The 12504-nt window shown below is 72.9% G+C and carries 10 protein-coding genes; 6 read left to right on the top strand and 4 right to left on the bottom strand.

Annotation, left to right across the window (positions count from 1 at the left end; all coding sequences use genetic code 11):
- Nucleotides 1-95 precede the first annotated feature (95 nt).
- The 4 genes from ACQEVC_RS06205 to ACQEVC_RS06220 all read right to left on the bottom strand — a co-directional run bounded on the left by ACQEVC_RS06205 (nt 96) and on the right by ACQEVC_RS06220 (nt 5361).
- Nucleotides 96-851, bottom strand: coding sequence for an NAD-dependent epimerase/dehydratase family protein (locus ACQEVC_RS06205; protein ID WP_432874096.1), 756 nt, complete (start codon nt 849-851; stop codon nt 96-98).
- A gap of 131 nt (nt 852-982) precedes the next feature.
- Entirely contained in the window at nt 983-1501 is a 519-nt protein-coding gene (locus tag ACQEVC_RS06210; RefSeq protein WP_432874097.1) for a DUF6879 family protein, read from the bottom strand.
- Between the two features lie 51 nt (nt 1502-1552).
- The gene (locus tag ACQEVC_RS06215; RefSeq protein ID WP_432874099.1) at nt 1553-2437 is read right to left on the bottom strand and encodes an ABC transporter permease subunit; all 885 of its coding nucleotides are present in this window, start codon (nt 2435-2437) and stop codon (nt 1553-1555) included.
- A complete protein-coding gene (locus ACQEVC_RS06220; protein ID WP_432874101.1) occupies nt 2437-5361 on the bottom strand; it encodes an alpha/beta fold hydrolase in 2925 nt (974 codons plus the stop codon). Before ACQEVC_RS06220 ends, ACQEVC_RS06215 begins: the two co-directional genes overlap by 1 nt.
- A 377-nt stretch (nt 5362-5738) precedes the next feature.
- On the opposite strand from ACQEVC_RS06220, the gene ACQEVC_RS06225 reads away from it, so the two are divergent.
- The 6 genes from ACQEVC_RS06225 (at nt 5739) to ACQEVC_RS06250 (ending at nt 12459) form a co-directional block, all read left to right on the top strand.
- Entirely contained in the window at nt 5739-7064 is a 1326-nt protein-coding gene (locus ACQEVC_RS06225) for a hypothetical protein (protein ID WP_432874103.1), read from the top strand.
- Complete coding sequence (locus ACQEVC_RS06230) at nt 7054-10182, top strand: nitrate- and nitrite sensing domain-containing protein (protein WP_432874105.1); 3129 nt, start codon at nt 7054-7056, stop codon at nt 10180-10182. Before ACQEVC_RS06225 ends, ACQEVC_RS06230 begins: the two co-directional genes overlap by 11 nt.
- Entirely contained in the window at nt 10179-10649 is a 471-nt protein-coding gene (locus tag ACQEVC_RS06235) for a roadblock/LC7 domain-containing protein (RefSeq protein ID WP_432874107.1), read from the top strand. The genes ACQEVC_RS06230 and ACQEVC_RS06235 overlap by 4 nt, the downstream gene beginning before the upstream one ends.
- A gap of 76 nt (nt 10650-10725) precedes the next feature.
- A complete protein-coding gene (locus ACQEVC_RS06240) occupies nt 10726-11229 on the top strand; it encodes a DUF742 domain-containing protein (RefSeq protein ID WP_432874108.1) in 504 nt (167 codons plus the stop codon).
- On the top strand, nt 11207-11992 hold the full coding sequence (locus ACQEVC_RS06245) for a GTP-binding protein (RefSeq protein WP_432874110.1): 786 nt from the start codon (nt 11207-11209) through the stop codon (nt 11990-11992). The genes ACQEVC_RS06240 and ACQEVC_RS06245 overlap by 23 nt, the downstream gene beginning before the upstream one ends.
- 53 nt (nt 11993-12045) lie before the next feature.
- Nucleotides 12046-12459 (top strand): hypothetical protein, encoded by a 414-nt coding sequence (locus tag ACQEVC_RS06250; RefSeq protein WP_432874112.1) that lies wholly within the window; start codon nt 12046-12048, stop codon nt 12457-12459.
- Nucleotides 12460-12504: the final 45 nt, after the last annotated feature.

Raw genomic sequence — 12504 nt, forward strand, 5'->3', positions numbered from 1 at the left:
GAACTCACAGCGCTGAGGTACGCACCACGGCGGATGCACGACTTCTCGCCGCCGACGGGCTGCCCCGCCTACTGCGGCCATCACCTACAGCTCCCTCAGTACGAGCCTGCGTCGGACCCAGTCACCTCGGCGCATGCGGCGAGTAGATCCCCGAAGGTCGTCCCGCCGATCGGCGCCGTCACGTTGTATGTCCCAGATGCCCCGTCGGTGATGGTCCGGAGCACGAACGCCGCAAGGTCGCGCACGTCCACAGGCTGAATCGCACGCTCCGGCGAGCCGGGAGCCAGTACCCGACCCCCGGCAGCGACCCGGCGGAGCCACCACGGCAGGCGGCCGACGTACTCGCGCGGGCCAAGCACAACACCGGGACGGAGAATCGTGGTCCGATCCGGACCGAAGGCCAGGAGCGCCGCGGACTCGCAACCCACCTTCTGGTAGCCGTACCTCGTCGGGCCATCCTCGGTATCCTCGCCGTAGTCTTGGCCGGCATCGGGCGGACAGTCCAGGAGTGCCGACTCATCGGTGAGTGGCTCGATCGGCCAATCCCGATAGACGCTCACGGTCGACATGAAGACGTATCGGCCGGCAACGGGCGCGAGGGCATGCGCTACGTCGAGCGTGTTGCGCGGCACGTAACCGGACGTATCCACGACGGCGTCCCAGGTGCCAGCGGCGACCAGGGCACGCACAGCATCGACCTGGTTCCGGTCTCCTCGAACCGCTCGTACCTGTTCGAGGAACGGATCAGATGCCCCTCGATTGAACGTGGTCACTTCCCAACCCGCCTCGATGGCGGCGCTCACGATGGCGTGACCGACGTACCACGTACCACCGAGCACCAGCAGCCGCATGCCCACCATCATGCCGATCAGGGGCACGCGACCGCCGGCAGGTACCTCCCGACCGCTGTCCAGGATTTCGCGAAGCCGCGCCCCGCTGGCAGCCGTTGCCTCACTGGGCCTCCTGGCTCCGGCCTGCGGCACTAGATGGGCTGGTAGTCACGGTGTGGGATGGACAACTGCCACACGGCCTCGAACGCCGACCGGCACAATCGCAGGTCAGCAAGCTGGGAAGAGGCCACCCGATCTACGGCCAAGCCGTTGCCGGCGTAGATGAGAAAGACCGCCAGGCGGTCATCGAAGAGGTAGTAGTCGTTGCCAGGCACGGCTACCGACGACACGCGTCGCCGGGGTATCCAACGGATGTCCTCGCCAGCCTCCACCATGGGCTGCGCGATGCTCCACGACCAGCGCTGGTAGTCGCTGAGCGGTTCGGACACGATCCGCGCCCGCCGCACGGACCGACCGGCCTCGACGTGCTGTCGCAGGCTCTCGCACCAGCCTTCCAACCACGCCAGGTCATCCGGCTCGCCGTTCGCCCACTTCGCCATATGCGGCAGCTCCACTGCCGTGCCATAGGCGTCACGCGTCTCAAGATGGATGGCTTCACGCTCGAAGCCGACCAACAGCCGCTCGAACTCGCCCTCACTGATCGAGGTCACGATCCCCTGCCTCAAAACTCGGGATCTCTACGCAGGTCTCCTTCCGGAGTACTACGACACCACGTCCTTGCGAGTGAAGCGCCAGAACGCGAGCGACCAGAACACCGTGGCGTAGCAGATCGCCGAGATGGCGCCCTTGACGATGTCGTCGGTCTGCACCGGAGTGGAGAGCAGGCCGAGCCAGGCGCTGCTGTAGTGCGTCGGCAGGAAGTCCCGCACCACTCCCAGCGCGGTGATCTGGTCGAGGATGCTGGAGAGGATCCAGAGCAGCACCGCGCCACCGACGGCGCCGAGCGCCGCGTCCGTGGTCACCGACAGCAGGAACGCCAGGCCGGCCACGACCAGCAGTACGACCGCCAGATAGCCGAGGATGCCGAGCAGGCGCAGCAGTCCCTCCCCGGCCGGGATCTGCGCGGCGACCGTGCTGGAGAGCGGGGACCAGCCGTACCGGAGGGTGCCGACGAGCAGCGCGGTGCCGGCCAGCAGCAGCAGGGCCAGCAGCGAGTACCCGAGTGCGACCACCAGCTTGACCGCCAGCAGTCGGGCCCGGGGCACCGGTACGGCCAGCAGGTAGCGCAGGCTGCCCCAGCTCGCCTCGCTGGCCACCGTGTCGCCGCAGAACAGCGCCACCACCACGACCAGCAGGAACGACGACGAGACGAGCAGCGCGAAAAGGGTGAAGTTGAGCCCGCCGCTGGTGGCCAGCTCGATCAGGCTGCCGAACTCGCCCCCGCCGTTGTCGTCGTCGCCGGAGCCCTCGAACTGGAACGCGATCAGGATGATCAGCGGTAGCAGCACCATGAAGCCGAGCGCGAACTGGGTACGTCGGCGGGACGCCTGCCGGCGCCACTCGGCGGCGATCGAGAGCGTGGCCCGGGGCCGGTACCCGGCGGCACCGCCGGCCGCGTCCGGTGCCCTGGTCTCCGTGGCGGTCATCAGCGGTCCCCGCTTCCCCGAGAGTTCTCGCCGACCAGGGCGAGGAAGGCGTCCTCCAGGCGGCGGCGCGGCACCACCCGGTCCACCCCGACACCGGCCCGGACCAGTTCGGCCACCACCGCGCTCCGGGCGGTGCCGTTGGTGTCGACCACCAGCGCGCCGTTGGTCTCCGGCAGCACCCGGACACCGTCGAGCCGGTCCAGTACCGCCCGGGCGGCGTCGACGTCGGAGACGTCGAACTGGGTACTCGGCGACTCGCCGACGATCTCCTCCACTCTGCCGGCCGCCACGATCTGCCCCTTGTGCACGACGACCGCGTGCGTGCAGGTCTGTTCCACCTCGGCCAGCAGGTGGCTGGAGACCAGCACCGCCCGGCCGTCGGTGGCGTACCGGCGCAGCACCCGGCGCATCTCGGCGATCTGCGGCGGGTCCAGCCCGTCCGTCGGCTCGTCCAGCACCAGCAGCTCCGGCAGGCCGAGCATGGCCTGTGCGATGGCCAGCCGCTGCCGCATGCCGTGGCTGTACTTCCGGGTCTTCCGGTGGATCGAGTCGCCGAGCCCGGCGATCTCCAGCGCCTCCTCGAAGTGCGCGTCCGCCTCCGGCCGGCCGGTCGCCCGCCAGTACGCGCGCAGGTTTTCCAGACCGCTCAGGTGCGGCAGGAAGCCCGGCCCCTCCACCAGCGCGCCGATCCTGGACAGCACCGGCGAGCCGGGCACCAGCCGGTGCCCGAAGACGTGGATCTCGCCGGTGGTCGGCTGGGTCAGCCCCATCAGCACCCGCAGCGTGGTGGTCTTGCCGGCGCCGTTCGGCCCGAGCAGGCCGACCACCTGGCCCCGGTGCACCTCGAAGTCGATCCGGGAGACCGCGACGAAGCCGTCGGCGTACTCCTTGCGCAGGTCGCGGACGACCAGCGGCGTGTCGGCGTACTCGGGATGCACCGAGGTGTCGTGCCGGCGGTGCCGGCGGCGGAGCACGGCCACCACCACGACGAGCCCGAGCACGATCGCGGCGACCAGGCCGGCGAGCGCCCAGCGCCAGACCACCGCCGGGGTGGCGATCGGCTCGCCGACCACGGTCGGCAGCGACACCTCGGCGCCGGTCAGGGCGGCACCGGCCGGCATCCCGGGTACGGCCCCGGAGGCCGGCCCGGCCAGCGCGACGGTGTAGGTGACCGGCTCGACCGGGGTGGCGTAGCCCTGGTCGGAGGTGGCGACCACGATCCGGAGCCGGTGCCCGGCCTCGATCCGGCGCACGATCGCCGGCAGGGTGACCCGGACCGGCGTCGCGGCGGAGATGTCGGCCGGCAGCCCGGTCAGCCGGACCGGCGCGACGAGGCCGTTCGAGAGCGCGGCCGGGCCGTTCGGATCGACGTCGTAGAGCTTGACGAAGAGCACCGCCTCGCCGGTCGGCGACGCGGCCCGGATGGTGACCGTCGGCGAGCCGACCACGTCGACGGCCCGGGGAAGCGGTGCCGACTCGAACCGGGCGTGCTGGCCGGGCAGGTCACCGGCGACCCCGTCGAGCAGGGACGAGAAGCCGCCGCCGAACGGCAGTGCGGAGATCGCCGCCGGGTTGCCGGCCGGCGGGTTGGCGATCCGCTGTGCCGGTCCGGCCACCGCGATCGACTCGGTGGTGGTGCCGCCGACGCCCGGATAGTCGGTGACGGAGAAGCCGGTGGCGACCAGGCCGCGGTCCAGTGCGTCGAAGCCGGCGATCCGCGACCAGGTGAAGCTGGTCGACGGCGCGTCGCCGGACCCCTTGACGTAGTGCTCCAGCCACTGTGCCATCAGGAAGCGCAACCGGTCCCGGTCGGTCTGCGGGCCCTCGCCGCCGTCGTGTCCGCCGGTGAACCAGGCGACCCGGACCGGGGTGCCACCGGCCGCGATGCCCCGGGCGTTGGCGTCCGCCTCGGCGAGCGGGAAGAGGGTGTCCGCGGCGCCCTGGACCAGCAGGGTGGGCGCCTTGATCCGGTCGAGCACGCCGGCCGGGCTGGACCGGCGGAGCACCTCGACCGCCGCCGGGTCGGCCCGGCCCGTGGTGGCGATCCGCAGGTACGCGGCGCAGACGTCGGCGGCGAAGCGCCCGCAGGCCGGGTCGTCCGGGGTACCGCCCGGCGCGGCACCCGGCACCGTGCCGAGCACCGGGTCCTGGCCGCCGGCCGGACCGTCCTCGTCGGCACCCTCGTCGCCGGAGTCCTCGCCGCCCGGTGCGGCGCCGGGGGCGGTGAGTCCGCCCAGGCCGGTACCGCCGCCGCTGCCGAAGAAGATCCCGGCCCAGCCCTTCTTGAACACCCCGTCGACCGGCTCCCGGCCGGTGGACTCGGGCAGGAAGGAGCGGGCCAGGTCGTTCCAGGTGATCATCGGCACGATGGCGTCCACCCGCTGGTCCTGGGCGGCCAGCAGCAGGGCCAGGCCGCCGCCGTACGAGCCGCCGACCACGCCCACCCGGGGGTCGCCGGCCGTATCCTTGCGGATCTCCGGCCGCGCGGCGAGCCAGTCGAGCAGCCGGGCCGCGTCCCGTACCTCGTAGTCGGGGTGGTCCAGGTGGATCTGCCCGCCGCTGCGCCCGAACCCCCGGGCGGTGTACGTCAACACGGCGTAACCCAGCCCGGCCAGGTCCTCGGCGTCGGACTCGACGGACCGCTTCGTGCCGCCGAAGCCGTGCGCCAGCAGCACCGCCGGCACGGGCCGGTCGGCGCTCGCCCCGTCCGGCAGGTAGAACCTGGTGTCCAGGTCGACCGGCTGGTCGCCGCCCGGTCCGGACCGGACGGAAATCATGGAGTCCGTTGTGGAGTAGGGCGGGTTCTCCGGCCACACCGCCCAGCCGACCAGCGCGGCCAGCAACACCAGCACGGTCGATCCGGCAATCAACCGGCGCCGGGTCGGCCGGGCACGGCGCAGCCGCGCCAGCAGTCGGGAAGGCATGGGTCACACCGTACGGCTCCGGAGCTGAGCGTTGGCTGAGATCCGCCGTACGTCCGTCCGGCTGGTCCGTTCGGCGGCTGTGAGTCGTCGTCCGCATTGCACCACCGGGTATCCGGCGCGGCGACTTCGGATCCTGTGAATTCCGATCTTTCGGTGCAGCGCCCACTAAATCAATACATGCGCCTAGGCAACTATGCACAAGGAGTCACATTTTTGCTCACCGGGTGTTACCTGTACCCAAGTGACGCATAACTGACTGCTCAGCCCCGATCGAGCGGGTCCGACGTCTACTAGTTTTCCGGTCCGGTGGACGGGACCGGGCGGTCTCCCCACGCCCGCCACGCAGATCGACCCCCTCGCGCCGATGGAGATGGACGATGACAGTTCCCGCGCAACGGTCCCGGCGCGAGCCGAACCGGACCGGTACGGCGCTGCGAGTACTGCTCGCGGTCGCCCTGCTGCTTCCGGCCGGCGTGCTGTTCAGCTCGGCCTGGCGCAGCAACGACGACCGGCTCACGGTCGCCGAACGCGAACGGCACGGGGTCGAGTACCTGCGTTCCCTGGGACAGGTGACGCTCGCCCTGGTCGACGCCCAGTCCGGTGCCGTGGCGGGCCGGGCGGCGGCCGCCGCCGCGCTGCGTACCGCGGTCGAGGAGACCAGCGCGGTCGACGTCCGGTACGGCGCCGAGCTGCGTACCAGCGAGCGCTGGGCCGGGCTGCACGCCAAGATCGAGGCGCTGCCGGACCGCCCGCCGGCCAACCCGCAGGACGCCTGGACGGTCTACACCGAGACCACCGACCTGCTGCTGGCGCTCTACGCCAAGGTGCGGGAGAGTTCCGGGCTGATCCGGGACCCGGAGTCGGACTCCTACCACCTCCAGGACGCGGTGGCCGAGGAGCTGCCGGAAGCCCTGGTCGCGGCCGGACGGCTCGCCGACCGCTCGGTACTCGCGGCGGGCCGCTCGGGTGGCAACCCGCTGCGTACCGCCGGCGAGCTGGCCCTGGCCCGGTCCGCCGTACTCGCCCCCGCCGCCGACCTGGTCGAGAACCTGCGCGCGGCGGTGGAGAACACCGCCAGCCGGACGCTCGGCGGCAACCTGCTCAGCCGGCTCGACGGCTACCAGCGTGCGGTGGAGGACCTGGCCACGCTCACCCGGGACTCGGCCGCACCCAACCCGATCCAGGTGGGTGCCGCCCGAGCCTCCGCGCAGCTCGCCGGATCCGGGCTGGCCACGATCATCCTGACCGAACTCGACATCCTGCTCCGGGACCGGGTCGACGGGCTGACCGGCGAGCAGCGGATCGCGGCCGGCGCGCTGGTGCTGGCCGTACTCCTGGTGCTCGCCCTCGCCGCCCTGCCGGTGCTGGCCGCCCGATCCGCCCGGGGCGGCGGCACCCCGGCCGAGGCCGGCGAACCGGCCACCGGCGGGTTGCGCCCGGTCGCCGACGCCGAGTCCGGGCCGCCCCCGACCGGGCCGCCGCTGGCCGAGTCGGCGCGGCCGGTCGGCGCGGCCGTGGCCGGGCCGCCGGCCGGCGGGCTGCCCCCGCTGCCCGAACGCCGGCCGCGCCGGCCGGACCCCTCGGGCGAGCCGGGCCGGCGATCCCCGCTGGCGGACTGGCAGGATCCGGTACCCGCCGGCCAGGCCGGCCAGTCGACCGTGCCGGAGCGCCCGGCGCCGTGGGGACGTCCCGATGCTCGGTAGGCTCCGGATCCGGGGCCGGCTGGCCCTGCTCGTCATCCTTCCGCTGCTCAGCACCATCGGCCTCGCCGTCCCGGTGCTGGCCGACCGGATCTCCTCGGCCCAGAAGGCCGCCGACACCGCCGACACGGTGCGCCGGGCCGGCCAGGTCGGCACCCTCGTGCAGGATCTCCAGCGGGAGCGGCTGCTCTCCGTCGGCTACCTGCTGAACGTCGTCGACCGCTCGGAACTGGTCCAGCAGAGCGCGCAGGTGGGTGACCGGATCGCCGACCTGCGGGCCGACCTCGGCGAGCAGTTGACCGGGGAGATCGACAGCGCGATCGCGGATGTCGGGCGGCTGGCCGACCTGCGGGCCGGCGTACTGGCCCGGCGGGCCAGGCCGGACCAGGTCATCACCGCGTTCGGGCAGGTACACACCGCGCTGATCGCGTCGCTGGGTCTGGTCCGGTCCGCCGACGCGACCACGCCCGAGGGCCGCCAGATGATCGCCCTGGACGCGGTGCTCCTCACCGACGAGGGGATCAGCGCCGCGGCCAGCCTGATCGTGCTGGTCGCCGGCACGAAGACCCCGGCCGCCGGCATCGCGTACGTCGGCACCATGGCCGGGCTCGAATCCAATCTGGCCCGGTTCCGCAGCTTCGCCACCCCGGCACAGAACGATCTCTACCGGCTCATCGAGCGGGCGACTGCGGCCCGGACCGGCCCGGAGTTCCTCAGCGCCGGTCCCACCGACCCGACCGAGGCGATCGCCGACCTGAACCTGGCGGACCTGTTCCCGGCCGCCATCTCGCTGATCACGCTCGGCCAGTTCATCGAGAAGAAGATCGTCACCGACGTGGTCACCGAGGTGACCGACCAGCGGCAGCGGGCCATCGCCGGTGCGTACACGGTCGGGCTGCTGGTGCTGCTGATCATCGCGCTGATGATGCTGCTCAGCCTGGCGGTGGCGCGTACCGTCGCCCGGCCGCTGACCCGGCTGACCGTCTCCGCCGACCGGATGGCCCGGGTCGCCGAGGAGGAGCTGACCCGGATCGTCGACGACGAGTCCGAGTCGTACCAGCCGATCCGGCTCGACCCGGTCGACGTGGACGGTCGCGACGAGATCGGCGACCTGGCCCGGGCCTTCGAGCGGGTGCAGGGTACGGCCGCCCGGCTGGTGGAGCGGCAGGCCGCCAGCCGGCGGAACGTGGCCCAGATGTTCGGGCACGTCGGACGGCGCACCCAGAACCTGGTCGGCCGGCAGATCGCCCTGATCGACCGGCTGGAACACCAGGAGACGGACCCGGGTCGGCTCCAGCACCTCTACCGGCTCGACCACGTCTCCAGCCGGCTGCGCCGCAACGCGAGCAGCCTGGTGGTGCTCTCCGGCGGCGCCGGTGGCGACGGGCACGTCGCCCCGCTGCCGCTGGGTGACGTGGTCCGGCTGGCACTCGGCGAGATCGAGGACTTCACCCGGGTCGACGTGCAGGTCCGGCTCGACGTCGGAGTGGCGCCCGGGGTGATCGGCGACCTGGTGCTGACCCTCGCCGAGCTGATGGAGAACGCCACCGCCTTCTCCCCGCCGCACACCCGGGTCACCGTGCTCGCCGAGGTCATCCCTGGCGGGATACGCCTCAACCTGGTCGACCACGGCATCGGGATGGCCCCGGAGCGGCTGGCCGAGGAGAACGCCCGGCTGACCCGGCGGGAACGGCTGGACCTGGTCCCGACCGAGGTGCTCGGACTGTTCGTGGTGGGCCGGCTGGCCCGCCGGCACGGCTGGCGGGTCACCCTCTCGGCGACCACGCCCGGCGGCGGGGTCACCGTCGGGGTGGAGATCGACGACTGGCTGCTGGTCACCCGCCGTCCGGAGTCCGAACTGCCGACGCCCCGGGCCAGCGCCTCGGCGCCGCTGCCGGTCCGACCGGTCCGGATCACCGAGGCCGGCACCCCGGTCGGCCGGGCGACGGCCCCGACCGCCGAGCCGGCACCGTCCAGGCCCACCGAGCCGGTGCCGGTACACAGCCCCGCCGGGCCGGCGCCGGTGTTCCCGGAACCGGTGCCGGCGATGGCCGAGACCGCGCCGGTGTTCCGGCTGCCCGAGCTGATGCCGGTGGCGGTACCGGCCGGACCGGTCTTCGACGAGGAGCTGATCCGCCGGGCCACCCGGTCGCTGACGTCCGGCCAGCCCTGGAACGCCTTCCTGACCCGCCCGGTGGCCACCGCCCAGCCCAGCGCCGCCGAGACCAGCGCCGCCGAGACCGGCACCGCCCAGCCCGGCATTGCCCAGCCCAGCGTCGCCGAGACCGGCACCGCCCAGCCCGGCACTGCCCAGCCCAGCGCCGCCGGGACCGGCCCGGCCCAGCCCGACACCGCCCGGCCCGGTGCCGTCAGGACCGGCGCGGACCCGGCGGGACAACCGGGCGGTGGCGCCCCGGGCGACCGGCCCGGTGGCCCGGATGCGGAAGGTGGCCCGGCGTCCTCCGGTGCGCCCGCGACGCCTTCCGCCGACAGCAGCCCGGGACCCGCCTCGTCCGGCCCCGGCACCGGGCTGCGCCAGCGGGTCCCGGGCGCCCAACTGCCGAACACCACCAGCAGGACCCGCCCCGAGCCGACCCCGGCCGACCCGTCCGTGGTCCGGGCGTTGATCGAGGAGTTCGAGGCCGGGGTACGCCGGGCGCAGCGCGAGCAGCAGTCCCGGCCGGCCGGCCCGGATCTCCGGCCGGAGCAGGTCGGCACCGGGTCCGGAGAGCCCCGCCAGGGCGCCCCACGGCCGGCGGCCGCCGGTCCGGAGGGGACTGACCAGCGGCCGCGGGGAGCCACCCCGCCGGAGCGGACCGGCCCGCGTCCGGAGGGCGGTACCCTCGGGCCGGCGGGGTCGGCCTCCCGACCCAACGGCATCGCAGCGGCGACCCCCGCCGCGACGGACGCTCCGCCGCGGCTCAACCGCAGGGTCCCCGGAGCCAACCTGAGCATTCCGCTGCCGACCACCCCGCTCGGCCAGGCACCGGCCATCGCCGCCGCCGGACCGGGCGACCCGGACAAGGTACGCGAGCTGATGATGCAGTTCGAGTCCGGTGTCGCCCGCGCGCTGAGCGAAGTCCGAACAGAACACCGCCACGAAGAGGGAACCCCACGATGAGCACTCCCTTCATCCGTACCGAGCAGGACCAGCAGGCAGCGGGCGCCGGCGAGCTGAGCCAGGAGGCGCGCACCTTCAACTGGTTGCTGGACTCGTTCACGTCCGGCACCGCCGGCGTACAGGAGGCGATCGCGGTCTCCTCCGACGGTCTGCTGATGGCCATGTCGTCGATCAAGGACCGGTCCAACGCGGAGCGCCTGGCCGCGGTGGTCTCCGGGATGACCAGCCTGGCCAGCGGCGCCGCGAACTGGTACACGCTGGGCGCGCTCAACCGGGTGGTGGTTGACATGACCGACGGCTACCTGCTGGTCAGCGCGATCAGCAGCGGCTCGGTCCTCGGGGTGGTCGCCGACCGGTCGGCCAACCTCGGCACCGTCGCCTACGAGATGACCCTGTTCGCCGGTCGGGCCGGAGGCGCGCTCACCCCTCGCCTGATCGTCGAGCTGAAGAACTCCGTCCAGTCGTGACCACGGGTGCTGCGGTGGGCGGCGGCCCGCCGCGCCGTACACCCCGGAACGCCCGCGGGCGGAGTGAGGGACCGGCATGACCGAGCGGAGCGAGGTGCCGGAGCCGGACGCGGAGCCGGAGCCGGAGGTACTGTCGACGGTCCGGATCCGTCCCTATCTCCAGGCCGCGCTGGCGGAGGAGGAGGCGGAGCCGGAGGCCGACACCGGAGAGCTGCCGATCGTACAGCCGGTGCCGACCGGGCTGCGCCCATTCGTGCTGACCTCCGGGCGGGTCACCGGGGCCGATCCGGCGATCGGGTTGGAGACCCAGGTGACTGCGAGGATCGATGCCACGTCCTGGACCAGCCCACCGGTCAACCGGCTCTCCTCGGAACTCCAGGAGATCGTCGCGCTGTGCGCCGAGCCGATGTCCGTGGCGGAGATCTCCGCACGGCTCCGGATGCATCTCGGCGTCACCAAGATCCTGGTCGGTGACCTGCGGGCCGCCGGCCACCTCGACGTGCACGTCTGTCCCGTCGAGGATGCCCACGACCCCGACCTCATTATGCGAGTGATCGATGGACTTCGTGCGATCTCCTGACTGGCCCGCCTCGCCGCCGGCCGGCCCCCTGGCGAACAGCGCACCCGGCCGGTACGGCAGCCCACCCGGACACGGCGTCGGGACGGGCCGGGGGCTGCCCGCCGGGTACGCCCCGCCCACCCGCCACGTACCGCCCCGGCACGCCCGGGAGACCGGCGCCGACCCGGCCGGGGCGCACCGGTCCGAGCAGCGGCGTGGCACCGCGCCGCCGATTCCGGTGAAGATTTTGATCGCCGGCGGTTTCGGGGTCGGCAAGACCACCACGGTCGGCGCCATCTCGGAGATCGCGCCGCTGACCACCGAGGCGGAGATGACCACCGCCGGGATCGGCGTCGACGATCCGGGAATCCGCTCCGAGAAGACCACCACGACGGTGGCGATGGACTTCGGCTGCGTCACCATCGACCGCAGTCTCAAGCTGTACCTCTTCGGCACGCCGGGGCAGTCCCGGTTCGGGTTCATGTGGGACGACCTGGCCCGGGGCGCGCTCGGAGCGCTGGTGGTGGTGGACTCCTCGCGGCTCGACGACTGCTATCCCGCCATCGACTACTTCGAGCGGGCCCGTCTACCCTTCGTCGTCGCGGTCAACGCGTTCGACGGCCAGATCGCGCACGACCTGACGGCGATCCGTTGGGCGTTGGCGATCGGAGAACACGTCCCATTGGTCCAGTTCGACGCCAGAGATCGACTTTCGGTACGCGACGCCTTACTGATCGTGCTGGATCGGGCCCTGGATCGAGCGATCCGGGAGCGGGAGACTTAGCCCGCGACGGTCCGGCCGCGACGGGTCGGCGGTTGGCCGGGAAGGGTGACACGATGAGGGGCGAACTGGACGACGCACTGGCACGGATGGAGCGCCGGGAGGCGCTGCAACGACGACGGGCCCAGGAGGCGGCGGCCCGGGCCGGGTCACCGGTCGAGGAGGTGACCGACGCGGTCCAGCGGGTCGTCGCGGAGTATCCGAACGTGGCGGTCACGATGTGGGTCGCCGACGGACCGAACATCTCGGCGATGCACGTCGCCTGGTCGGACGGGGTGGTCACCGTACGCCCCGCCGCCGAGCCGGCGTTGCCGACCGCCGGGCAGCCACCGCACTCCTGGCCGATGTCGGTGCGGACGGTGCCGAGCTGGGCCGCTCCGGAGGATCCGCCGGCCCCGGACGCCGCCGCCCGGCTCGCCGACCTGATCCGGCGGGACCCGTCCCTGCTCGGCCCCGACGACCACGGCTGAGGCCGTCGACGGCTACCGGCGCACTGAACCTTCTCAACCCGGATT

The sequence above is a fragment of the Plantactinospora sp. CA-294935 genome (assembly GCF_050936445.1).
Taxonomy (GTDB): Bacteria; Actinomycetota; Actinomycetes; order Mycobacteriales; family Micromonosporaceae; genus Plantactinospora.